This is a genomic window from Pseudomonas fitomaticsae (assembly GCF_021018765.1).
GTDB lineage: Bacteria > Pseudomonadota > Gammaproteobacteria > Pseudomonadales > Pseudomonadaceae > Aquipseudomonas > Aquipseudomonas fitomaticsae.
The window spans coordinates 6445496-6468647 of record NZ_CP075567.1; the positions used below are offsets into that span (position 1 = coordinate 6445496).

The window sequence follows — 23152 nt, forward strand, 5'->3', positions numbered from 1 at the left end:
ATGCGCACATGGATTGGCATGATGGCCCTGGCTTGCGCGTTCAGCGTGCAGGCGGCCCCGAAAGTCGCGGTGACGGATCTGGCGTACCAGGAGCGTGTGGAGCAATACATCCACATCGTTTCGGCCCAGAGCAATTACCGCGAGGGTTATTACAGCGCCAGTGGGTCGTCGAGCTATAACGAGCTCGAAGCCACCACCAGCTACATCGAACAGACCGAACTGCGCAAGTTCACCGGTGACATCAAGGGTGAAATCCTGCGTACCGGCATGTTCCAGCTGGTGCAGGGCACGCCGTACACCGCGTCCTCCAAGGGTGACGTCTATGACGTGATCAAGCGGATCAAGGCCGGCAACTTCAAGGGTGCCGACTACGTGCTGTTCGGCACCGTGTCGGACATCGACTTCACCCAGGACGTGAACGAGCTGGCGAACACCGACAGCTATTCCGCCGTGCTGGGCCTGACGCTGGTGGCTGACTTCAGCCTGATCAACACCAAGACCTACGAAATCACCTCGGCCTTTACGGCGATGGGTGAGGCGCAGGACACCAAACTGGTGAACCACCGCGACATCAAGATCTCGCTCAATCGCCCACGGGTGGTGCGTGACGTCTCGAAGGCGCTGGGCGAAGACGTGGCCGGACAGCTGAGCATGCAGCTCGGCGGTGGCGGTTACGAGCAGCCGCGTGAACCGCAGCAGCGCAACAATCTGCCCCGTGATACAGCACCGGTAATTCTGCGCTGATCAACAGCCGCAAACGAAAAAGGCGACCTGAAAAGGTCGCCTTTTTTGTGCCTGCACGCTTTACGCGGCGGCTTTGCGCAACGTCGCCATGAACGCCGCGGCGCCAATGAACAGCCCGGCAAACGTGCGGTTCATGCGTTTCTGCTGGGTCGGTGTACGCAACAGGCGCAACACCTTCGACGCCAGACCGGTGTAGCCGGCCATGACGATCAGGTCGACCGCGATCATGGTCACGCCGATCACCACGTACTGGATCAGCAGCGGCGCATGCGGATTGATGAATTGCGGCAGCACCGCCAGCATGAACACCAGGGCCTTGGGGTTGCTGATGTTCACCAGAAAGCCACGGAACACCAGAGCCAGCGGTTTGCCGATCGGCCGGACCGCCGCGTCGTCACTCATGTCCATCGGCAGTGCGCGCCATTGTTTGATCGCGAGATAAACCAGGTAGGCGACACCGAACCATTTGATCGCATGGAACGCGGTGGCCGACGCGGTGAGGATCGCGCCGACACCGGCGCCGACGATGGCAATCTGCACAGCCAGGCCGATCTGCAGGCCCAGGGCATTCCAGTAACCGCGCCAGAAACCGTATTGCAGGCCACTGGACATCGACGCAATGGCGCCGGCACCCGGAGAAAGACTGATCACCCAGCAGGCGGCAAAAAACGCCAGCCATGTTTGAAGCTCCATCGCACACCTCGACTCGGACTCGTGACAATCCTCAAAGCTAATGCGGATTTGGCTGGATGACTACCGATTTTTTGCAGGATGTTGCGGCTGCCGACCAACGTGGCCGGCGCCCGATCACTTTTCGAAACCGCTGGAAGGGAAGACATCCGTGCCGCGCCAGCGGCGCACCGAACGCTGGAAGAACAGGCTGTTGGGCACTTGTACCATGGCGCTGCCGGTGCCGAGTTCTTCGGCTTCGATCAGCGTGGTGTAGAGCAGATTGATCGCCACCACCCGGCCTTTGACGCCGGGCTTGTCGGTGGTGTCGACCAGTTCGACCACATCGCCGAGTCGAAACGGGCCGACGGTAAAGATCAGAATCGCGCAGAGCAGGTTCGACAGCACGCTCCACATGGCGAAGAACGCCACCGCCGCCACTGCGACGAAACCCGACAACGCAGTCCAGAGCACCGTGGCCGACACCCCGAGGCGTTCCAGCACGAAGATCAGCGCGCTGCCCATGATCAGCCAGCGCAGACCGCCGCGCAGCGGCATCAGCAGTTGCGGCGGAAACGGATACTTCTCGCCCAGGCGGGTCAGGAAGCGGGCGACAACGCGCTGGGCGAAGTAACCGGCCAACAGGATCAGCAGAATCTGCACGCCGAGCCAGATCGGCTCGACCCACATCGCCGGCAATGGAAGTTTGAAGGCTTCCATCAGGACAGCGCCTCCAGCTCCGCCTGCATGCTTTCCAGCGTTTCCAGAGCTTCCATCCACGCTTCTTCAAGTTCGCCTTCGCGGACTTTCAGCTTGGCCTGTTCGGCCAGCAGGTCACGCAATTCGTTCTTGCGTGCCGGCTCGTAGATGTCGCTGTCGCCAAGACTGGCATCGACCTTCGCCAGCTTTTCGTGCAGCTTGCCGAGCTCGGCTTCGAGCTTGTCGGCCTCGCGCTTGTGCGGCGCCAGTTGCTGACGCAACGCAGCGGCAGCCTGGCGCTGGGCCTTCTTGTCGGTCTTGTCCGGATTGACCGGCGTGTTGCTGACCGGGGCGTTGCGCTGACGGTACTCGACCAGCCAACGGGCGTAATCCTCGAGGTCGCCATCGAACTCCTCGACCTTGCCGTCTGCGACCAGGAAGAAGTTGTCGGTGGTGCTCTTGAGCAAATGCCGATCGTGGGAAACCACCAGCACCGCGCCGCTGAATTCCTGCAACGCCATGGTCAGCGCCAGGCGCATTTCCAGATCGAGGTGGTTGGTCGGTTCGTCGAGCAGCAACAGGTTCGGCCGTTCCCAGGCGATCAGCGCCAGAGCCAGACGGGCCTTTTCGCCACCGGAGAAATTCAGCACCGGCTCGTCGATCCGCGCGCCACGGAAGTCGAAACCACCGAGGAAATCGCGCAGGGTCTGCTCGCGCTCGGTCGGTGCCAGACGCTGCAAGTGCAGCAACGGGCTGGCCTTGGCGTCCAGAGAGTCGAGCTGATGCTGGGCAAAGTAGCCGACCACGGTGTTCTCGCCGCGAGTCATGCGCCCGGCCAGCGGTTCGAGTTCGCCGGCGAGGTTCTTGATCAGGGTCGATTTACCCGCACCATTCGGGCCGAGCAAGCCGATCCGCGCGCCGGGAGTCAGTTGCAGCTTGACCTTCTCCAGCACGGTTTTCTCGCCATAACCCAGACGCGCATCGGACAGATCGATCAGCGGGCTGGAGATCTTGGTCGACTCGCGGAACACGAAGTCGAACGGCGAATCGACATGAGCCGCCGACAGTTCTTCCATGCGCTCGAGGGCCTTGATCCGGCTCTGGGCCTGACGAGCCTTGGTGGCCTGGGCCTTGAACCGGGCGATGTAGCTTTCCATGTGCGCACGCTGTGCCTGCTGCTTCTCGTAGGCCTGTTGCTGCTGGGCCAGACGTTCGGCACGGGCGCGTTCGAACGCGGTGTAGCCGCCGCGGTAGAGCGTCAGCTTGCGCTGATCGACGTGGGCCACGTGATCGACCACTTCATCGAGGAAATCCCGGTCGTGGGAAATCAGCAGCAAGGTGCCGGGGTAACTTTTCAGCCACTCTTCGAGCCAGATGATGGCGTCGAGGTCCAGGTGGTTGGTCGGTTCGTCGAGCAGCAACAGGTCTGATGGGCACATCAAAGCCTGAGCAAGGTTCAGACGCATCCGCCAGCCACCGGAGAAATCTCCTACCTGACGATCCATCTGCTCGTTGGTGAAACCGAGGCCGGCGAGCAACTTGCGCGCCCGCGCATCGGCGGTGTAGCCGTCGGCGCTGTCGAGTTCGGCGTGCAGGCGGGCCAGCGCGGTGCCGTCGTGGGCCTCTTCGGCTGCCGCGAGCTCACGCTGCACTTCGCGCAGGCGCAGGTCACCGTCGAGCACATAGTCGACCGCCAGGCGTTCGAGCGTATCGACCTCCTGGCGCATGTGGGCGATACGCCAGTCGGCCGGCAACAGGCAGTCGCCGGAATCCGGGTGCAACTCACCGCGGAGCAAGGCGAACAGGCTGGATTTGCCGGCGCCGTTGGCACCGATGAGGCCGGCTTTGTGGCCGGCGTGCAGGGTCAGCTCGGCGTCTTCTAGCAGACGTTGCGGGCCACGCTGTAAAGTCAGGTTCTGAAGTCGGATCATAATGGCGGCGGAGTCTACCAGCTTCCCCCGCAACTGGCGCGAGTAGCACGATGTCCTCTGACCTGTGGAGCTTTGCCCTTGCCGTCTACGCCCGTCCCGGCGTGGAGGATGCCTGCCTGCGCCTGCAATCGGCGGGGGCCAGCGTGTGCCTGATGCTGTGCGGTTTATGGCTGGAACAACGCGATGTGACCTGTGACGAGGCGCGTGCGCGACAGCTTCTGGAACTGACAGAGCCCTGGGATCGGGAAGTGGTCCAGCCGTTGCGCACATTGCGCATGCAGTGGAAAACCCTGGCCGACACCGATCCGGTGCTCAAGGGGATGCGCGAGCAGATCAAGGGACTGGAGCTGGAGGCGGAACGTGCGCTGCTGTCGCGACTTGAAGGCGCCGCGCAAGGCTGGAAGCGTCATTCGAAGGAATCGAGTGACTGGCTGCAAGTGCTGGCCGGCCCTGCGGCCAACCTGAACCGCGACGCGCTGCAAGTGCTGCGCGTCGCGGCGACCGACGCTTAGGAAGCGCTGGACGGGTTGCTGGCGACGCTCGACACCGGCGCCGACGATGGCGTGGTTGCGGTGGTCGAGGTAGGGGCGGCGGCGGCCGGTGCTGCGGTCGGAGCCGGAGCTGCCGGTGCGGCAGGTTTGGCAGCAGGTGCAGTGGCCGGTTTTGCTGCAGCTGGTTTTGCTGCTGGCTTGGCGGCAGCCGGCTTGGCAGCGGCAGGCTTTTTCACCGCAGGTTTTGCAGCAGGTTTCGCTGCTGGCTTGGCGGCCGGTTTAGCAGCCGTCGCTGGCTTGGCTGCGGTCGTTGCAGGCTTCGCTGCAGCAGCCGGTTTGGCCGCTGGTTTTGCAGCAGGTTTGGCCGCAGCTTTTACCGCAGGCTTGGCCGCTGGTTTCGCCGCCGCTTTGGCTGCAGGTTTGGCAGCAATCGGCTTGGCAGCGGTTTTCGCTGCAGGCTTGGCAGCAGCAGTTTTGGCGGCTGGTTTAGCGGCGGCTTTCACGGCTGGTTTTGCTGCCGGTTTGGCGGCTGCTTTGGCAGCAGGTTTCGCAGCGGCAGTTCTTGCCGGAGCCGCTTTCGCAGCAGCGGTTTTCGCCGCAGGTTTGGCGGCTGGTTTTGCAGCAGCCGGCTTGGCGGCAGCCGGTTTGGCCGCTGTGGTTTTAGCCGCAGGTTTGGCAGCGCTGGCGGCTGCGGGTTTCTTCGCGGCTGGTTTTGCAGCGGCTTTCACTGGCGCTTTAGCAGGCGATTTGGCCGGTGCTTTTGCAGCAGGTTTCGCAGCCGCTTTTTTCGCAGGCGCCGCTGCCGGTTTGGCCGAACGCAGGGACAACGCCTTGCCGACGGCTTCTTGAACACGACCGACACCCTGGGCCAGTTTCAGGCTTTCCTGGGCATCGCGCTTGAGTTGCAGAATGTAGCTGCGGGTATCGGACTGACGATCCTTCAGCGCATCGAGCAGGTCTTCGAGTTCCTTCACGGCAGCCTTGGCCTTGGTCTGCGCCTTGGCTTTACCGGCTGCTGCTGCGTCCTGCAATTTGGTGCGGGATTTGTGCAGTTTTTCTTGCGCCTTGCCGCGTTGCTTTTCCAGTTTGGCGAGCAGTTTTTCAGCATCAGCCAAGGCTTGGGAGCAAGCGTTTTCCAGATGCTCGAGCAAGCTGCCCGAGAGTTGTTGGAGTAAATGCAACGGAGTGTTTACAGGCTTCTTGGTGGCCGACATGGTTTACCTCCTGGCTGACGTGAGTGCGGCTCATACTAGACCTCTGCTGCTACCGCCGCTAGGGCATGTTGACAGTATCGAAAGCACTCGGTTGCAGGCTTGCGAAAAACTTCTGCGCATTGGCAAAAGCAGTTCACCGTTGCAGACGTTCGCGCTGGCATAATCCACCGCAATTCAGGACGGAGAGTGCCCATGTCGCGCTACCTTTTTTTATCCCTCTGCATGATTTTTTCCGTGGCTCAGGCCGACGAAAAAACCACCGCGAATGACGCCCACGATCTGGCTTACAGCCTTGGCGCCAGCCTCGGTGAACGGCTGCGCCAGGAAGTGCCGCAGCTACAGATCCAGGCATTGATCGAAGGCCTGCAACAGGCCTATCAAGGCAAGCCGCTGGCACTGAGCGAAGCACGCATCGAGCAGATCCTCGCCGATCACGAATCGCAGACAGCCGAGCAAGCGGCGATGCCTTCAACCGAAGCGGCGATGGAAAACGAGCGACGTTTTCTCACCGCCGAAAAAGCCAAACCGGGTGTGAAGGAGTTGGCCGACGGCATCCTGTTGACCGAGCTGGCGCCGGGGAATGGCACGAAGGCCGGCCCGGATGGAAAAGTGCAGGTGCTGTATATCGGCCGACTGCCGGATGGCACCGTGTTCGATCAGAACAATCAGCCGCAGTGGTTCAATCTCGACAGCGTGATCGCCGGATGGCGCACCGCGTTGCAGAACATGCCGGTCGGCGCGAAGTGGCGTCTGGTGATTCCATCGGATCAGGCGTACGGCGCTGACGGAGCCGGCGACCTGATCGCGCCGTTTACACCGCTGGTGTTCGAAGTGGAATTGCGCGGCGCGACCAGCTGATCGCCCAATAAAAAACGGTGCGCTGTTGGCGCACCGTTTCTGTGTCTTGCGAAGTCCGATTCAGGCCTGAACCGAATCCTCTTCCTTGTGTGCGGTATGCAGCACTTCGATCAGGCAGTCTTCCAGTTCGAAGCGCTCGTGGAGCAGGCCGCCCAGTTCCTTGAATTTCTCCGCAACGCATTTGCCTTCATCACAAAGGTCGTTGAAGGCGAGCAGTTTTTCGGTGATGACATCGATGCGCGGGTAGATCGTCTCGGCCAGTTCCAGACCACGCTTGTCGTTGAAAGCCTTGGCCTCGCCCGTCAGCTGTTCATAGATCTCGAAGTGCCCGGCCGAGACGTAATCGACCAGCACGCCGCAGAATTCCTGCAAGGGCTTTCGATCCTCGGACAGCGCCTGGGGTTTGGCGCCCAGCTTGTCATAGGCAGCGATCAACTCCTCACGCTCCTGCAGCCAGCGGTCGATCAGCAGATGAACTCCACCCCAACGTTCCTGAGCATTCTGACAACTTTCGAGCATGGCGATCTCTCTTCCCTTGTGGGTCATGCTGCCCTACACCCGCGCCCCTTCTTGTGTCTGTTGCTTTGAGAGGCGGCCAGGCAGAGCGTCATCGAGCAACACAATTCCAATGACACGTGCGGGCCAGATTATGCCCGCACGCCTATGGCTTCAAGGTACGCAGGAGAGAAAGTTCATACAAGTGTTTAATCCCTGATCAGCGCCGGGTGCGACGGTTGGCCGCTGAGCGGTCGCTGCAGAGCCATCCAGACCTGTCGCAGCAATTGGTAAACGGCCAGGATCGACATCGCCACGAAGAACAGCAGGCTCCACTCCGGGATGCTCAGGTCGAACAGCGTCCAGGACAATTCCGCGCAATCGGCCGTGTCGTTGAACATACGCATCAGGGCGCATAACCACGGCAGGCTGCTGAACATTTCTTCCGGCCCGGGCGCGCAATGCGCCAGCCTCTGCAGGGAATCACTTTGCAGCAGCACTTGCCGCCACGCCGCTGTCGTCCCGCCAAGGCTGGTCAACAACGCCATCGTCCAATACAGCGACAGACCGACACGTTGTGGCCCATGGACCGCAGCCACACCACAACAAAGGGTGAGGACGCTCATGAACAGACGCTGGACCAGACACAGACTGCAAGGCACCAGACCGACCGCGTATTCGAGGTAATAAGAAGCTCCCAGGGCCAGAATCCCCGCAGTGAAAGCCATAAAGAACAGGGAGCGTGAGCAGGCCAACGACATGGCTTATCCGTAACAATAGAGACAGGCAGTTACGGTAGAGGAAAGGGCCTCGGGCTTTCAAGACAGGGTAATGGCGACACTTCACCAGAGGTGTAGGGAAATCCCGACAGAGACGAGAGGATTCTGCGAAGTCCGCTGTAGGACTTTGTTCCGGAGGTGGTTTTCCGAAGGTTATTCAATCACTCGGGAAGAAACGGAGGAGCAAGCTCCTCCATCTCGATCACGCGCGAGCCGCCACCGGTAGCGGTGCTGCGAGCAAGCGCTCGTCCAGCAGGCCGAGGCCCTCCTGGAACAGCATGTTGCTACGGTCAGTGTCGCCAAGCCGTGCCAGAAGACGAGCCAGTTCCGCGCACGATTCCGGATTGCGCTGCACGCGCAGACTGCTTTCCAGATAGTCCCGCGCCTTGCCCCACAGGCTTGCTTGCAGGCACAAGCGCCCCAGGGTCAGCAGTAGACTGGCATCCCCCGGATGATCCTTGAGCCAGCCCTCGGCCGTCTGCAACTGACGCGTCGGATCGCTGCCACGCACGAGACCGTAAAGGCGCGCCAGATGGCTGTCGTACTTGCGCTTGAGCGCCGTGCGCAGCAGCTCTTCCGCTTCGACCTGAGCACCCAGCTGACGCAGTTGCTCGGCGTAGGCCAGCACCAGCGCCGGCTCCTGGCGCTGGGCAGACGTCAGTTGCTGCCAGGCGCGGTTGAGCGACTGCAAACCGACTGCGCCATCCTCTTCACGCTGGGCCGCCAGGGACAGGTTTTCTCCCCAGGCACGACGCTCGAGCTCGGTCAGTTCGGCCGGCGGCAGGACTTTGTCCTTGCGCAGCTCCGGCAATAGCCGGATCACCGACGACCAGTCACCGCGCTGCTGATGCAGGCGCTGCAACTGGCGCAAGGTCTGGACATTGTGCGGATGGCGCTCGTGCATCGCCTGCAAGGTGACCAACGCACCATCGGTATCGCCACGATCGGTCTGCAGCTGCGCATGGCTGAGGGCGATCGCCAGCTCGGCCTGCGGCTGACGCTCGAGCGCGCGTTCCAGCAGGCGATCGCTTTCCTCGTAATGACCTTGTTCGTTGGCGGCGCGGGCGGCGCCCAGGTAATAGAGCAACGGTTGACGCTCGGCTTCGGCGGCCCGGTAAAGGTGACGCTGAGCGCTGGCCCAACGACCTTCGGCCAGGTCGAGCTGACCATGCTCGATCGCCACCTGCACACGTCGGCTGCGGTTACGTCGCGACCATGGATTGACCACTCCACCGGAGGTCAGCACCAGCTCGACCAGCGCCTTGATGCCCCAGACCAGCAGCCAAAGCACCGCCACCACCGCCAGGGTCGCCCACAGGCTCGATTCATAACGAAAGCTTTTGTAGGCGACCAGCACGTAACCGGAATGCTCGGCAATCGCCAGGCCCAGCGCCGCCGTTGCCGCGATCACCAGAAACACGATCACATACAGGCGCTTCATGGTGTCGCCTCCTGCGCGGTGCTGGCGGCCGGTTTGGCGAAGGGTTTCACCGAGTCCTCGGCGTTGACGTTACGGCGCTCCAGGTACGCCTGCACCGCGCTCAACGTTCCGGCGAGGTCCGGCGTGTTGACGGTAACCGGTTGCTTGCTCAGTTCCGCGACCTGCTCGAGCATGATTTTGCTCTGCGGGTTATCCGGGTTGAAGTTGCCGGTGAGGACGTCACGCGCTTCGGCCAAGGCTTGGGTGTACACCGGCGTCTGACCGTTGAGCGCCGCCCATTGCGCCTGCTCGAGCGAAAGGCTCAGGGCCAGACGCACCTGGCTCAGGCTCTGGCCGGCGAGCAGCGGCCGGACGTTTTTGTCGGCGTTGAAATCGATACGGATGTAGCGCGAGATCTGATCCCACCACTGCGCCCAGCGACTGGCGCCGTCGCCATCGGAGGTCAGGCCCAGCAGCGAATCACCGCGATCCTTGTACTCCGGCGCCAACTCGGTGAGGCCGACGACCTGATCACGCAAGGCGCCCAGGCGCAGGAACAGCCCGGTGCGATCCGGCTGCGCGGTACTGCGCAGCGCTACCAGGGTTTTCGCCACTTGCTCGCGGGCGGCGAACGAGCCGGGATCATTCTGCTCACGCAGGATTTCATCGGCACCCTGGACCAGCGCCTGGGCGCTGGTGACGTCCTGCAGAGCGGAAAGACGCAGGCTGGCCAGACGCAGCAAGTGCTCGGCCTCGGCCAGACGCCAGTCCTTGCGGCTGGCGCCAAGGACGGTTTCCAGACGTTGATTGAGGCGTTGCTGATCGCCCTGGAGTTGCGTCACCAGACGTTGGCGATCGGCAAGTTCATCGGCGCCGGGCAATTGCCCGAGACGCTCGGTCAGTCGTTGCTCGTTGAGCTTCAGGGTCTGTGCCTGATCACTCAACGCCTGAACCTGACTCAATTGATTTTGAGTGTTGGCCTGCAGGTGTCGCACCTGCCAGACACCCCAGCCACCCACCGCAACACCGGCGGCGCCGAGCAGCAGTGCGAGAATGGCCAATCCGTTGCCTCGGCGCGGTTCGGCGGCCGGTGGCGGTGCATCAACCGGTGCATCGATCACAGGTTGAACGTCATCTTTAGGCAAGGCTGTTTCGCTCACGTATCCATCCTTTGCATTAGAGAACGGGCACGGGATGCTCCCGTAACGCCGTCAGCAAGGCCGCGGCACTGGCGCCGCGACAATCCACAACTGTTCGGGCCCCGGCGGCACTGGCCTGCTCGGCAACCCTTGGGCTTGGAACAAACAACGGCAACTGCGCAAGCACAGGCCAGGTATCGCCGGCCAGTTGGCGCAGGTGCTCGAAACCCTGTCCACTGCTGACCACCAGCCCGTTCAGGCGTTCCGCTGCAATCCTGCGGGGCAGCTCCTGCGGCGGATAGTCCGGCAGGTCGCGACGGTACAACTCCAGATATTCGACACTAGCACCAAGCGCGCGCAGACGCTCGGCCAGCAGCTCGCGTCCGCCATCCCCGCGCAGGATCAACACCTGCGAGCCGGGCACGGCCACCGCCGCCAGCAGACGCGGCAATTGCAGCAAGGCTTCGCTGTCGTCACCCGCGTCCGGGAAGCTCACATCCAGCCCCCGATCCCGAAGGATAGCGGCGGTCGCTGCACCCACGCTGAACCACGGCATCGCAGGAGTCGCCAGACCCAAAGAGTCGAGCAGATCCACCGCGATCCGCGCCGCTGGCTTGCTGACCACGATCACCGCGCTGTAACGCGGCAGTTGCGTGATTGTGTGGCGCATTGTGTCAGAGACCGGCAGTGGCGCGATTTCCAAAAGCGGCAGACAGCTGCTGAAAAACCCTTGTTCGGCCAGCACGGTGGCGAGCGCCGAACAGTCCTCCGCCGGGCGCGTCAGCAGCAGGCGCCAGGCGGTCACTCGTGACCTGCCTCGCCGTAGACTGCCTTGAGAATATCGTCGGCGCCCTGGCTGAGCAGGTCTTCAGCAACTTGCACGCCCAGCGTCTGGGCTGCGGCACGCGGCGCACGGGCTTGAGCACTAAGCAGCTTGCCGCCGCTCGGCTCGCCCACCAGACCGCGCAGCCACAACTGATCGCCTTCAAGCACGGCGTAGCAGGCGATCGGCACCTGGCAGCCGCCATTCAGATGTTTGTTGAGGGCACGCTCGGCGGTGACACGGTCTGCGGTGTCCGCGTGATGCAGGGGTGCGAGCAAGGCATGGATTTCAGTGTCGGCGCTGCGGCATTCGATACCGACAGCGCCTTGGCCACCGGCCGGCAGGCTGTCGTCGACGCTGATGGCCGAGGTGATGCGATCTTCGAAACCGAGGCGGATCAGGCCGGCTGCCGCGAGGATGATCGCGTCGTACTCGCCGGCGTCGAGCTTGGCCAGACGGGTGTTGACGTTACCGCGCAGGAAACGGATCTCCAGATCCGGGCGGCGCGTCAGCAACTGCGCCTGGCGACGCAGGCTGGAGGTGCCGACGATGCTGCCGGCAGGCAACGCATCGAGGCTGGAATACGTATTGGAGACGAACGCGTCACGCGGATCTTCGCGCTCGCAGATGCAGAACAGACCGAGGCCTTCGGGGAAATCCATCGGCACGTCTTTCATCGAATGCACGGCGATGTCGGCTTCGTTTTCCAGCAGCGCGGTTTCTAGTTCCTTGACGAACAGGCCCTTGCCGCCGATTTTCGACAGGGGCGAATCAAGCAGCTTGTCGCCGCGACTGACCATGGGCACCAGCGTCACCAGCAGGCCCGGGTGGGCTGCTTCCAGACGGGCTTTGACGTATTCGGCCTGCCAGAGGGCCAGAGCACTTTTGCGGGTGGCGATGCGGATTTCGCGAGAGGACATGGATCAATCCGTACTGAATAGATACGGCGGATAATAACAGCTCAGCCAAATCCACTTTGACCTGAATCAGAAACGGCGTGGCCTCCCTGGCCTGCAATGCCTGGTGAAAGGAACGAAGAACCGCCCGGAGCCTGCGGACTAAAGCCCCTGCATCATTTTGCGCACGCCCGCCACATGCCGGCGGCTGACAATCAGCGCGTCACCGTTGAGGCCCTTGAGGAACAACTGGAAGTGGCCCAGCGGCGTACGTTGCAGTCGCTCGATGCGGTCGCGGGCGACCAGCGCGTTGCGGTGGATCCGCACGAAGCGTTCGCCGAATTCGTCTTCCAGCGCCTTGAGCGGTTCATCCAGAAGGACTTCGCCGCCTTCGTGGCGCAAGGTCACGTATTTGTGGTCGGCAATGAAGTACACCACCTGATCCAGCGGGATCAGCTCGATGCCTTTACGGGTGCGGGCGCTGATGTGACTGCGCGGGCCGTTACCGCTTTCGGCGGCAGGACGGGTCAGGGCCGAGAGCTGGGCCCGGTTGGGACGTTCGGCCCGTTTCAGGGCGTCATGCAGATGTTCGGTTCGCACGGGTTTCACCACATAGCCCACGGCGCTGGCCTGCAGGGCTTCCACGGCAAATTCATCGGGACCTGCGCAAAACACCACGGCCGGCGGGGTTTCGCGTTCGCACAGACGGGCAGCCACCTGCAGGCCATCGAGGCCCGGCATGCGGATATCGAGCAGCACGATATCCGGCTTGTGGCTGTCGATCAGTGCCAACGCCTCTTCGCCATTGGTAGCGCTGGGCTCCAGGACTGTGTAGCCCTCGAGCTCGCTCACCATTCGGCTGAGTCGCTCGCGGGCCAGTGGTTCGTCATCAACGATCAGGACATTCATATTGCGCTGGATTCCTGCGTGAGTCTCGCACAAGGATAGCGTAGACAAGTGGAGTGACGTCCGTCACCGCGATCCACGCTAAGACTAGCGCGAGCGCCAAAAAGTGCCGTACGTCGGCCGGCAATATTTGCCGACACCCGCAACGTACCGCCTGACGCCCGTCGCCGACTGCGTTTTACGCAGGGTATGCCAATGGCCAATACACCCACCCCTCTCTCTTCTTATAGTCGGTGGCCGGACCTTTGCGCGATCCGCCGCCACGTCGACCCCTATGTCCTACTGTAGACGCTCGTCGGGCCGATATTGCTCAATCGGAAAATATCCTTGCGCAAATCCCCCGGCGACACCGGCGACTATGGATCAGGCCATGAGAAAAAAACGTATCGACCAGTGTCAGCGACAGGATTGGCAACCCTGTTATTATCCGCGCCAGCGTTTCACGCCTTCTTTCTTCAAGCCGATACGAGCGAATTCATGAGCACTGACAAGACCAATCAGTCCTGGGGCGGCCGCTTCAGTGAACCCGTCGACGCCTTCGTCGCCCGCTTCACCGCCTCCGTCACTTTCGACCAGCGCCTGTATCGCCACGACATCATGGGCTCGATCGCCCACGCCACCATGCTGGCCAAGGTCGGCGTGCTGACGGATGTCGAGCGCGACAGCATCATCGATGGCCTGAAGACCATCCAGGGCGAAATCGAGGCCGGCCAGTTCGACTGGCGCGTCGACCTCGAAGACGTGCACATGAACATCGAAGCACGCCTGACCGACCGCATCGGCGTCACCGGCAAGAAGCTGCACACCGGCCGCAGCCGCAATGACCAGGTCGCCACCGACATCCGCCTGTGGCTGCGTGACGAGATCGACCTGATCCTGAGCGAGATCACCCGCCTGCAAAAAGGCCTGCTGGAGCAGGCCGAGCGTGAAGCCGCCAGCATCATGCCGGGCTTCACCCACCTGCAGACCGCTCAGCCGGTGACCTTCGGGCACCACATGCTGGCCTGGTTCGAAATGCTCAGCCGCGACTACGAGCGTCTGGTCGACTGCCGCAAGCGCACCAACCGCATGCCGCTGGGCAGCGCCGCGCTGGCCGGCACCACTTACCCGATCGACCGCGAATACACCGCGCAACTGTTGGGCTTCGACGCCGTCGGCGGCAACTCGCTGGACAACGTGTCCGACCGTGACTTCGCCATCGAATTCTGCTCGGCCGCGAGCATCGCGATGATGCACCTGTCGCGCTTCTCCGAAGAGCTGGTGCTGTGGACCAGTGCGCAGTTCCAGTTCATCGATCTGCCGGACCGTTTCTGCACCGGCAGCTCGATCATGCCGCAAAAGAAAAACCCGGACGTGCCGGAGCTGGTACGTGGCAAGACCGGTCGTGTGTTCGGCGCCCTGATGGGCCTGCTGACCCTGATGAAAGGCCAGCCTCTGGCCTACAACAAGGACAACCAGGAAGACAAGGAACCGCTGTTCGACGCCGCCGACACCCTGCGCGATTCGCTGCGTGCCTTTGCCGACATGATCCCGGCGATCAAGCCAAAGCACGCGATCATGCGCGAAGCGGCGCTGCGCGGCTTCTCCACCGCCACTGACCTCGCCGACTACCTGGTACGCCGTGGCCTGCCGTTCCGTGATTGCCACGAGATCGTCGGCCACGCGGTGAAGTACGGCGTCGACACCGGCAAGGATCTGGCGGAAATGAGCCTGGAGGAACTGCGTCAGTTCAGCGACCAGATCGAGCAGGACGTGTTTGCCGTGCTGACCCTCGAAGGCTCGGTAAATGCCCGTGATCACATCGGCGGCACTGCGCCGGCGCAGGTCAAGGCTGCCGTGGTTCGCGGTCAGACACTGATCGCCAGCCGCTAAAAGCATCGCGGGCAAGTCGAGTTGTCGACTTGCCCGCGAACTGGCTTCAAATCGGATTTTCTACTTTTTGGCTGCGATCATCGCCAAAAACGCCGGCATCGCCGCATCCTTGTCCGCCGCGATCTTCTGCACGTGCGGATTCTGCTCAAGCCGCTCCAGCAGTGCCTTGGCCTTCGGCATCTCCGCCAGCAAATCCAGACCGAACAGCTTGTGCCCCACGGCAGCCGCCAGCGGCACGCTGTAGAGGAAGTACAAGTCCGCAATGCTCAGGCTGTCGCCCGCCACATACGGGGCGAATTTGCCGTGACGCCCCAGCGCCGCAAAACCCAGCAGCAATTCTGCCTTGGTTTTTTCCTTGATCGCCTCCGGCAGCGCCGTACCGAAAAACGCTTCGCCATAACAGGCTCGGGCCGGCAGCTCGATGTAAAGCTCGATTTCCTTGGCCACTGCCAGCACCTGAGCACGGGCAAACGGCTCGGTCGGCAGCAGCGGGACACCCTTCTGACTGCTTTCGAGGTATTCGAGCATCACCATCGTTTCGTTGATGTAACCACCTTCGGCCCCCAGCACCGGCACCTTGCCACGCGGGCTTATGGCCAGAGACTCAGGCGTTGGCGTCGGATAGAAGGTGACCTCTTCGAACGGCAGGCCTTTTTCCAGCAGCGCCAGTTTGACCATGTTGTAGTAGTTGCTGACGGAGAATCCATAGAGCTTGAACATCACATAGCCTCCAGGCCGTGCGGGGTGGGCAGTGCCTGTTTATAGATCGCCCCGGGGATTCTCGCCAGCAGCATCACGCCGCTGAATGCGGGTAAACTGGCGTCTTTCCTTGAGGAGCCTGCCATGAGCGAGCCGACTGACATCGACAATGATGAAGAAGAGTTCACCGAATCTACGCTGATCGAAGCGATCGAGAACCAGATCGAAAGCGACAACCCGCCAGCGGCCAAGGCAACCTTCAACAAGCTGACGCTGGTAGGTTATGAGCGCGAAGACATCCTGAACCTGATGGCCCACGTGCTGGCCTGTGAAATCGACGCGATGCTCGACGAAGACCGCGCGTTCGATACCGAATGGTACGAAACCGCGCTGCGCGCACTGCCGGAACTGCCACCGGAAAAGCAGTAAACGGCTCCCGCCTTGTGGGAGCAGGCCTGCTCCCACACAATTTGTCACCCATCTTCGCGGCCTTCTGCCGCCCCCTGACTACACTGGAATCCACCCCGGGACAAAAACCCTGACACGCGTACTGGACAGGCCGCGCCGGCAGGTTCACCTTAGGGGCGCTGTCGTCCAATTCCTAGAAAGTCTGGAGTCCTTATGTCGCTTACCCCTGAGTTGGTTGCCGAACTGGAAGTCCTCGCACTCTTCAACCTGGACAGTTCCCAGGAAGGTCTGAAAATTCATCAGACCGCTGCCCCGAAGCACATTGCTGCCGCACAACGCCTGTTCGAAAAAGAACTGACGGACCAGCCTGATGGCGGTTACCTGACCAGCCTCGGTCGCGATGCCGCACAAAACGTGCAAACCGTACTGACGATTCTCAAAGAGCAGCAAACCGCCTGATCCTCCCGACTTTGCCCACGGAAACCCCTGCCACGGGATTTCCGCGGGCCAGCCATGAACGTCGCCCATCGCCGCGCGATAGAAATCTGACGTCAAAAAACAAATTCAGCTTAAAACTCCTGCCGCTCAGGCGCTAAACTCCCGGACACCCGAGACCCCTTGCCTCCGAGCCCTGCGCGCCGGTTTGAGCCGACATGACCCGCACCCATGAAATCCGCCCCGACCTGGACGAAGGCATCGACCGCAAGGTACTCAGCCAGCTACGTGCACGTTTTCTCAAACTCAACGAAGGCCGCCTGAACCGGGCGCTGGAAGGTCTTTCGACGCGCCAGCAAAGTGTGCTGACGCTGCTGCCGCTGTTTTTTCATGTCAATCATCCGCTGTTGCCCGGTTACGTCTCGGGCAGCACGCCGGCCGGGCTGTCGAATTACGAACCGGACGCCGATGCGCTTGCCGAAGCCCAGCGCCTGACCCGCTCGTTCTCCTACAAACCGCGTCACGGCAGCAACCCGCCACGGCCGATTCATGGGCTGTTCCTGATGGGCAGCCTCGGCACACTGGCCCAGGCCGACCACAGCGACATGGACGTGTGGGTCTGCCACTCCCCCGACCTGAGCGACAGCGAACTCGCCGAGCTGCGCAAGAAATGCCAGTTGCTCGAAGCCTGGGCTGCCAGCCAGGGGGCCGAAGCGCACTTCTTCCTGATCGACCCGGTGCGCTTCGTCAAAGGCGAACGCGACACCCAACTCAGCTCCGAAGATTGCGGCACCACCCAGCACTATCTGCTGCTGGATGAGTTCTACCGCACCGCGATCTGGCTCGCCGGGCGCACACCGATCTGGTGGCTGGTGCCGGTCTACGAAGAACGCGCCTATGACGCGTACACCCACACCCTGATTTCCAAACGTTTCATCCGCAACGATGAAACCCTCGACCTGGGGCCGATGGCGCACATTCCGCCGGGCGAGTTCGTCGGCGCCGGGCTGTGGCAACTGTTCAAGGGCATCGAGTCACCTTACAAGTCGGTACTCAAACTGCTGCTGACCGAGGTCTACGCCAGCGAGCACCCCCAAGTGCAGTGCCTGAGCCTGCGCTTCAAGCAGGCGGTGTTCGCCAACCGGCTGGACCTCGACGAGCTGGATCCGTACATGGTGGTCTACCGCCGGATCGAGGAATACCTCACTGCGCGCAACGAACCGGAGCGCCTGGAGCTGGTGCGACGGGCGCTGTACCTCAAGGTCAACCGCAAGCTCACCGGCAACACCCGCACCCAGAGCTGGCAGCGTTCACTGCTGGAAAGGCTGGCCAGTGAATGGCACTGGGACCAGCGACAACTGGCGCTGCTCGACAGCCGCAGCCAGTGGAAAGTCCGACAGGTCAGCGCCGAGCGCCGGGCTCTGGTCAACGAGCTGAACTACAGCTACCGCTTCCTGACCCAGTTCGCCCGCAGCGAGCAGACTGTCAGCCTGATCAACAAGCGCGACCTCAACGTTCTCGGCCGGCGCCTGTACGCAGCGTTCGAACGCAAGGCCGACAAGGTCGAGTTCATCAATCCCGGCATCGCCCCGGACCTGGCCGAAGACACGCTGACCCTGGTTCAGTCGCCGAACAAAAAGGAACCGGGACAAACCCAGTGGGGCCTGTACAACGGCAGCCTGACGGCGCTGGAGTGGGAACACTTCGCGCCGATCAAGCGCAGCCGCGAGTTGCTGGAACTGCTGACCTGGTGCCACCGCAACGGCGTGATCGACAGCAGCACCCGACTGGCCCTGCACCCCGGCACCAGCGATTTGAGCGAGTTCGAGTTGTTCAACCTGCTCGGCAGCCTGCAACAGAGCATTGCCCTGCCCTTGCCGACGGTTGCCGAAGAACCGCTGCTGCGCGCCGCCGTGCCGAGCGAAGTGCTGATGCTGGTGAATGTCGGGATCGATCCGCTCAAGCATCACCGCGACCTGAACATCCTGATGACCACCGAGCGCACGGACTCCCTGAGCTACGCTGGCGTGCGCGAGAATCTGGTGCTGACCCTGGATCAGGTCACGCTCAACAGCTGGAATGAAGTGCTGGTCAACCGCTTCGACGGTCCGCATGCCCTGATGGACTGCCTGCGCGATTACCTCAACAACCTGCCACGCGGACTTCAACAGCCTTCACTGCGGGTTCGCTGCTTCTGCCACAACCGCGCGCAATTCATTGCCCGCCGGGTGGAAGAAATCGTCGACACCGCGCAGACCCTGTTGCTCAGCGATCTGAATCACCGCTACCTGATTCAGGTGCAGCAGCATTACCACGTGCTGGAACTGGTGCCGGGCCAGGTCAGCCATGTCGCCCTCGCCACCCTGCCCGCGCTGCTCGATTACCTGGGCGAGGAGCAGCCGCGCTACAGCCCGCTCCACCTGGACCCGATGGCGCTGGAAGACCACGACCTGGCGCTGATCCTGCCGATGGGCCAGCCCGAATGCATTCAGGTGTTCTACCGGATCACCGAGCGAACCGCCGAGCTGTACGTACTCGACGAGTTCAATGCGCTGTGGCAACAGCACTTGCCCTATCACGACGAGCAAAGCCTGTTGGTGCCGTTGCAGCGGTTCCTGCAATCGATCCAGTTCCGCCGCGAAGCGCTGCTGCCGATGGATGCGGGCCATGCCGCCAGCCTTGAAATCTTGTATTACCAGTTATTGCCATCAGGGCCGGGACGCGCGCGACGGGTCGAAATGCGCCCGGCGCCGCAGACGCCTGTCAACAAACCGTTCTACGACGTGCAGGCGATCGTCGGCAAAGCCGCGCCCGGCGAAGTGCAGGTCACGCTGTATTGCAATCAACGGGAATTCAGCGAGCTGGAACATGGCGACCAGCTGTTCAGCGTGGTCGCCCGGGAGATCGTCGGGCAGCGCCGGGAAACCGAGCGCTACCGCTGCTACATCACCGACCTGGACCTGTCGGGTGTGATCGGTGACGGGCAGAGTTCGAGCAATCTGTATCTGCGTTACAAGGCCGACCTGGAACGCTCTCTGAACGAGGCGCTCGAGCAGGTCTGAGGCGGGTTATTCCGGGAAATCACCGCCGTTGGCCGGCTGCGATTCGACTTCGAGCAAAGTCAGTTTCAGGGTCTTGCCACCCGGAGCCGGCCAGTCGATGTGCTGACCGACTTTCAAGCCCAGCAGCGCACTGCCGACCGGAGCGAGGATCGAGACTTTGCCTTCGTCGGCGTTGGCGTGCTTCGGATAGACCAGGGTCAGGTGGTAGTCCTTGCCACTGCTCTCTTCACGGCAGTGCACGCGGGAATTCATCGTCACGACATCGGCAGGCACTTCATCGTGACCGACCAGGGTATCGGCGCGATCCAGTTCGGTTTGCAGCGCGATCACGCCCGGCAGCGTGTCATCCAGGCTGTCGATCAGGCGCTCCAGACGTTGCACGTCCAGACGGGTAAGGGTGATGGAAGGTGCGGTCATGATCCGGGCAGACTCCTTTCTTCTGCACACAAAAAAAGCAAAACCCCGCCAAAAAAGACGGGGTTTTCACCAGGCCTCGATGGGTTGAGGCGTTTCCGGACACTATCACAGCTCAAAAAATATACAAGCTACGCTCCGGCGAGCTGCCGACGCTGAGCCGCCTGCGCACAAATCACCCGGCGGCGCTCGTCATCGGCCGAACGCCACTCGCGGATGTCTTCGACATGGCGCATGCAACCGAGACAGACCTTCTGCTCATCCAGCCGGCACACGCCGGTGCACGGCGAAGGCACGGCCGGGCTGACGTTGCTGTAGAGCGGCTTCGGCGGACGGACGGGCGCAGTATCAGTCACGAAATCACAGGCCTTCGAAATCGAATTCGGTGCCGGCCTGCTGCTTGACGATGCGCTCGAGCATTTCGCCCAGCTGTTCTTCGCTCTTGTCGCACATCCAGCGCTCGCTTTCTTCGTCGTAATCGAAGTGGAAACCACCGGACACTGCGGCCAGCCACAGCTGACGCAGCGGTTCCTGACGACTGAAGATCAGCTGGGTGCCGTTCTCGAACTTGACGGTCAGCACACCGGCCGAGTTCTCCATGTCGATGTCCAGGTCGCTGTCGTCGAAGATGTCTTCCAGTTTTTCCTGGGTTTCATCGACCAGATCGTGGAAACGGGCTTCGGACAAACTCATTGCGGCAACCTCAAAAAATGTCTGATCAGGCTCAAGCGCCGCAAGATACGGACGCTGCCAGCCGATTGCAAAGGATAACGACCAAGCGCCCTGCCCGGCGACGAAATATCCACCCGCCACGCGGGAAAAGTTTCCGCGCCGCAGCCCGAGCCCCGCCGGACGGGAGTTCCGTCGCATAGGCAAGCTGCCGGGTGGCCGGTATACTCCGGCGCAATTAACGCATTTTCAAGGATTTCGCCATGAAGCGCCTGATCTCTTCCCTTGCTGCGCTCGTCGCGGTTGCCTGTCTCGTTTCGGCCTGCGGTCAGAAAGGCCCGCTGTACCTGCCCGATGAAGATCAGGACCCGGCCGAGCAAGCCCAGTCTTCGCAAAAGCAGCCTGTCTCCAAGGCACACAAGCACGACGTTTACTAAGGGATCGCCATGGACGCTTTTAACTACCGTGGCGGGGAACTGTTCGCGGAAGGTGTGGCGCTGTCCGCCATCGCCGATCGCTTCGGCACACCCACCTACGTCTACTCCCGCGCCCACATCGAGGCCCAGTACCTGGCCTACGCCAATGCGCTGGCCGGCATGCCGCACCTGGTGTGCTTCGCGGTCAAGGCCAACTCCAACCTCGGCGTCCTGAATGTCCTGGCCCGCATCGGCGCCGGTTTCGACATCGTCTCCCGTGGCGAGCTGGAACGCGTGCTGGCCGCCGGCGGCAGCCCGGACAAGATCGTGTTCTCCGGCGTCGGCAAGACCCGTGACGACATGCGCCGTGCACTGGAAGTCGGCGTGCATTGCTTCAACGTCGAATCCACCGACGAGCTGGAGCGCCTGCAAGTGGTCGCCGCCGAGCTGGGCGTTCGTGCGCCGATCTCGCTGCGCGTGAACCCGGACGTCGATGCCGGCACCCACCCGTATATTTCCACCGGTCTCAAAGAAAACAAATTCGGCATCGCCATCGCCGACGCCGAAGACGTGTACGTGCGTGCCGCGCACCTGCCGAACCTGGAAGTGGTCGGCGTCGACTGCCACATCGGTTCGCAACTGACCACCCTGCCGCCATTCCTCGATGCCCTCGACCGCCTGCTGGATCTGGTCGATCGCCTCGGCGATTGCGGCATCCACCTGCGCCACATCGATCTCGGTGGCGGTCTGGGTGTGCGTTATCGCGATGAAGAGCCGCCATTGGCCGCCGATTACATCAAGGCCGTGCGCGAGCGTCTGGTCGGTCGTGATCTGGCGCTGGTGTTCGAACCGGGCCGTTTCATCGTCGCCAACGCCGGCGTGCTGCTGACTCAGGTCGAGTACCTCAAGCACACCGAGCACAAAGACTTCGCCATCGTCGACGCGGCGATGAACGACCTGATCCGCCCGGCGCTGTACCAGGCCTGGATGGACGTGACCGCGGTCAAGCCACGCGATACCGCTGCGCGTACCTACGACATCGTCGGCCCGATCTGCGAAACCGGCGACTTCCTCGCCAAGGAACGCGAACTGGCGCTGGAAGAAGGCGATCTGCTGGCCGTGCATTCGGCCGGTGCCTACGGTTTCGTAATGAGCTCCAACTACAACACCCGCGGCCGTGCCGCCGAGGTGCTGGTGGATGGTGATCAGGCATTTGAAGTGCGTCGCCGCGAGACCGTGGCCGAGCTGTTTGCCGGCGAAAGCCTGCTGCCGGAGTAACCCCATGCTGCTGCGTTTTACCAAGATGCACGGCCTGGGCAACGACTTCATGGTTCTCGACCTGGTCAGCCAGCACGCGCATATTCAGCCCAAGCACGCAAAAATGTGGGGCGACCGGCACACCGGCATCGGTTTCGACCAGTTGCTGATCGTCGAAGCGCCGAGCAATCCGGATGTGGATTTCCGTTACCGGATCTTCAACTCCGACGGTTCCGAAGTGGAGCAGTGCGGCAACGGTGCGCGCTGCTTCGCCCGCTTCGTGCTCGACAAGCGCCTGACCGCCAAACGGCAGATCCGCGTCGAGACCAAGGGCGGCATCATCGAGCTGGACGTGCGTAACGACGGCCAGATCGGCGTGAACATGGGCGCCCCGCGCCTGGTGCCGGCGGACATTCCGTTCCAGGCGCCGGAGCAGGCCCTGAGTTATCAGGTCGATGTCGACGGTACGCCGGTCGATCTGGCGGCGGTATCGATGGGCAACCCCCATGCGGTGCTGCGGGTCAGCGATATCAACACTGCACCGGTGCATGAACTGGGGCCGAAAATCGAACACCATCCGCGCTTCCCGGCGCGGGTCAACGTCGGCTTTCTCCAGGTCATCGACCGCCATCGCGCGCAACTGCGCGTCTGGGAACGCGGCGCCGGGGAAACCCAGGCCTGCGGCACCGGTGCCTGCGCTGCTGCTGTAGCTGCGATCAGTCAGGGGTGGATGGATTCGCCACTGCTGATCGACCTGCCGGGCGGGCGCCTGTCCATTGAGTGGGCAGGCCCCGGCCAACCGGTGTTGATGACCGGCCCGGCAGTGCGCGTATACGAAGGACAAGTGCGTCTTTGA

25 protein-coding genes are annotated in these 23152 nt (G+C 62.2%); 10 read left to right on the forward strand and 15 right to left on the reverse strand.

The annotated features are described in order from the left end of the window. The gene (locus KJY40_RS29340) at positions 1-744 is read left to right on the forward strand and encodes a penicillin-binding protein activator LpoB (protein ID WP_230734163.1); all 744 of its coding nucleotides are present in this window, start codon (positions 1-3) and stop codon (positions 742-744) included. A gap of 60 nt (positions 745-804) precedes the next feature. Here KJY40_RS29340 and KJY40_RS29345 read toward each other — a convergent pair whose 3' ends face one another. From KJY40_RS29345 to KJY40_RS29355, 3 genes are all read right to left on the reverse strand, one after another. Continuing rightward, positions 805-1437 (reverse strand): LysE family transporter, encoded by a 633-nt coding sequence (locus KJY40_RS29345; protein WP_007951851.1) that lies wholly within the window; start codon positions 1435-1437, stop codon positions 805-807. Positions 1438-1551: 114 nt separating this feature from the next. Beyond that, positions 1552-2133: a mechanosensitive ion channel family protein gene (locus KJY40_RS29350; protein ID WP_011336505.1), complete on the reverse strand. Its 582-nt coding sequence runs from the start codon at positions 2131-2133 to the stop codon at positions 1552-1554. Next, positions 2133-4043 carry an ATP-binding cassette domain-containing protein gene (locus tag KJY40_RS29355; RefSeq protein ID WP_230734165.1) on the reverse strand — a complete coding sequence of 637 codons (1911 nt, stop codon included), beginning with the start codon at positions 4041-4043 and terminating at the stop codon, positions 2133-2135. Before KJY40_RS29355 ends, KJY40_RS29350 begins: the two co-directional genes overlap by 1 nt. Positions 4044-4093: 50 nt before the next feature. Between KJY40_RS29355 and KJY40_RS29360 the strand changes: the two genes are divergently transcribed. Then, a complete protein-coding gene (locus tag KJY40_RS29360; protein WP_230734167.1) occupies positions 4094-4555 on the forward strand; it encodes a TIGR02444 family protein in 462 nt (153 codons plus the stop codon). Here the strand turns inward: KJY40_RS29360 and KJY40_RS29365 are convergent. Then, on the reverse strand, positions 4552-5748 hold the full coding sequence (locus KJY40_RS29365) for an AlgP family protein (protein ID WP_230734169.1): 1197 nt from the start codon (positions 5746-5748) through the stop codon (positions 4552-4554). The two genes, KJY40_RS29360 and KJY40_RS29365, sit on opposite strands and share 4 nt — an antisense overlap. Positions 5749-5940: 192 nt before the next feature. Between KJY40_RS29365 and KJY40_RS29370 the strand changes: the two genes are divergently transcribed. Beyond that, entirely contained in the window at positions 5941-6606 is a 666-nt protein-coding gene (locus tag KJY40_RS29370; RefSeq protein ID WP_230734170.1) for an FKBP-type peptidyl-prolyl cis-trans isomerase, read from the forward strand. A gap of 60 nt (positions 6607-6666) precedes the next feature. Here KJY40_RS29370 and KJY40_RS29375 read toward each other — a convergent pair whose 3' ends face one another. From KJY40_RS29375 to KJY40_RS29405, 7 genes are all read right to left on the reverse strand, one after another. Next, entirely contained in the window at positions 6667-7125 is a 459-nt protein-coding gene (locus tag KJY40_RS29375) for an Rsd/AlgQ family anti-sigma factor (RefSeq protein ID WP_007951863.1), read from the reverse strand. Positions 7126-7310: 185 nt separating this feature from the next. Further along, positions 7311-7862 (reverse strand): disulfide bond formation protein B, encoded by a 552-nt coding sequence (locus KJY40_RS29380; RefSeq protein WP_230734172.1) that lies wholly within the window; start codon positions 7860-7862, stop codon positions 7311-7313. Positions 7863-8082: 220 nt separating this feature from the next. Continuing rightward, complete coding sequence (locus KJY40_RS29385; RefSeq protein ID WP_230734174.1) at positions 8083-9321, reverse strand: heme biosynthesis protein HemY; 1239 nt, start codon at positions 9319-9321, stop codon at positions 8083-8085. After that, the gene (locus KJY40_RS29390) at positions 9318-10460 is read right to left on the reverse strand and encodes a uroporphyrinogen-III C-methyltransferase (RefSeq protein ID WP_230734176.1); all 1143 of its coding nucleotides are present in this window, start codon (positions 10458-10460) and stop codon (positions 9318-9320) included. The genes KJY40_RS29385 and KJY40_RS29390 overlap by 4 nt, the downstream gene beginning before the upstream one ends. A gap of 16 nt (positions 10461-10476) precedes the next feature. Continuing rightward, positions 10477-11244 (reverse strand): uroporphyrinogen-III synthase, encoded by a 768-nt coding sequence (locus tag KJY40_RS29395; protein WP_230734178.1) that lies wholly within the window; start codon positions 11242-11244, stop codon positions 10477-10479. Next, the gene (gene hemC / locus KJY40_RS29400; RefSeq protein ID WP_179693303.1) at positions 11241-12182 is read right to left on the reverse strand and encodes a hydroxymethylbilane synthase; all 942 of its coding nucleotides are present in this window, start codon (positions 12180-12182) and stop codon (positions 11241-11243) included. The genes KJY40_RS29395 and hemC overlap by 4 nt, the downstream gene beginning before the upstream one ends. A gap of 138 nt (positions 12183-12320) precedes the next feature. Beyond that, on the reverse strand, positions 12321-13067 hold the full coding sequence (locus KJY40_RS29405) for a LytR/AlgR family response regulator transcription factor (protein WP_007951875.1): 747 nt from the start codon (positions 13065-13067) through the stop codon (positions 12321-12323). A 474-nt stretch (positions 13068-13541) separates the two neighbouring features. Here KJY40_RS29405 and argH point away from each other — a divergent pair, with 474 nt between their 5' ends. Continuing rightward, positions 13542-14936 (forward strand): argininosuccinate lyase, encoded by a 1395-nt coding sequence (gene argH / locus KJY40_RS29415; protein WP_230734180.1) that lies wholly within the window; start codon positions 13542-13544, stop codon positions 14934-14936. A gap of 60 nt (positions 14937-14996) precedes the next feature. Here argH and KJY40_RS29420 read toward each other — a convergent pair whose 3' ends face one another. Continuing rightward, positions 14997-15656 (reverse strand): glutathione S-transferase family protein, encoded by a 660-nt coding sequence (locus KJY40_RS29420; protein ID WP_007951879.1) that lies wholly within the window; start codon positions 15654-15656, stop codon positions 14997-14999. Between the two features lie 123 nt (positions 15657-15779). On the opposite strand from KJY40_RS29420, the gene KJY40_RS29425 reads away from it, so the two are divergent. The 3 genes from KJY40_RS29425 to KJY40_RS29435 all read left to right on the forward strand — a co-directional run bounded on the left by KJY40_RS29425 (position 15780) and on the right by KJY40_RS29435 (position 19540). Next, complete coding sequence (locus KJY40_RS29425; protein WP_230734182.1) at positions 15780-16064, forward strand: hypothetical protein; 285 nt, start codon at positions 15780-15782, stop codon at positions 16062-16064. 192 nt (positions 16065-16256) lie between these two features. After that, the gene (locus tag KJY40_RS29430) at positions 16257-16502 is read left to right on the forward strand and encodes a TIGR02647 family protein (protein ID WP_007951883.1); all 246 of its coding nucleotides are present in this window, start codon (positions 16257-16259) and stop codon (positions 16500-16502) included. A gap of 194 nt (positions 16503-16696) precedes the next feature. Continuing rightward, the gene (locus KJY40_RS29435; protein WP_230734184.1) at positions 16697-19540 is read left to right on the forward strand and encodes a class I adenylate cyclase; all 2844 of its coding nucleotides are present in this window, start codon (positions 16697-16699) and stop codon (positions 19538-19540) included. A 6-nt stretch (positions 19541-19546) separates the two neighbouring features. On the opposite strand, the gene rnk is transcribed toward KJY40_RS29435, so the two are convergent. The 3 genes from rnk to cyaY all read right to left on the reverse strand — a co-directional run bounded on the left by rnk (position 19547) and on the right by cyaY (position 20647). After that, positions 19547-19957, reverse strand: coding sequence for a nucleoside diphosphate kinase regulator (rnk, locus tag KJY40_RS29440; protein WP_007951886.1), 411 nt, complete (start codon positions 19955-19957; stop codon positions 19547-19549). Positions 19958-20085: 128 nt separating this feature from the next. Continuing rightward, a complete protein-coding gene (locus tag KJY40_RS29445) occupies positions 20086-20310 on the reverse strand; it encodes a DUF1289 domain-containing protein (protein ID WP_045121669.1) in 225 nt (74 codons plus the stop codon). A 4-nt stretch (positions 20311-20314) separates the two neighbouring features. After that, complete coding sequence (gene cyaY, locus KJY40_RS29450; RefSeq protein ID WP_007951887.1) at positions 20315-20647, reverse strand: iron donor protein CyaY; 333 nt, start codon at positions 20645-20647, stop codon at positions 20315-20317. Positions 20648-20886: 239 nt separating this feature from the next. On the opposite strand from cyaY, the gene lptM reads away from it, so the two are divergent. From lptM to dapF, 3 genes are read left to right on the forward strand one after another with little or no spacing between them, the layout of a single operon-like run. After that, entirely contained in the window at positions 20887-21060 is a 174-nt protein-coding gene (gene lptM / locus KJY40_RS29455; RefSeq protein ID WP_007951888.1) for an LPS translocon maturation chaperone LptM, read from the forward strand. Positions 21061-21069: 9 nt separating this feature from the next. After that, a complete protein-coding gene (gene lysA / locus KJY40_RS29460; RefSeq protein WP_230734186.1) occupies positions 21070-22317 on the forward strand; it encodes a diaminopimelate decarboxylase in 1248 nt (415 codons plus the stop codon). A 4-nt stretch (positions 22318-22321) separates the two neighbouring features. Continuing rightward, positions 22322-23152, forward strand: a complete 831-nt coding sequence (dapF, locus tag KJY40_RS29465) for a diaminopimelate epimerase (RefSeq protein WP_011336523.1) — start codon at positions 22322-22324, stop codon at positions 23150-23152.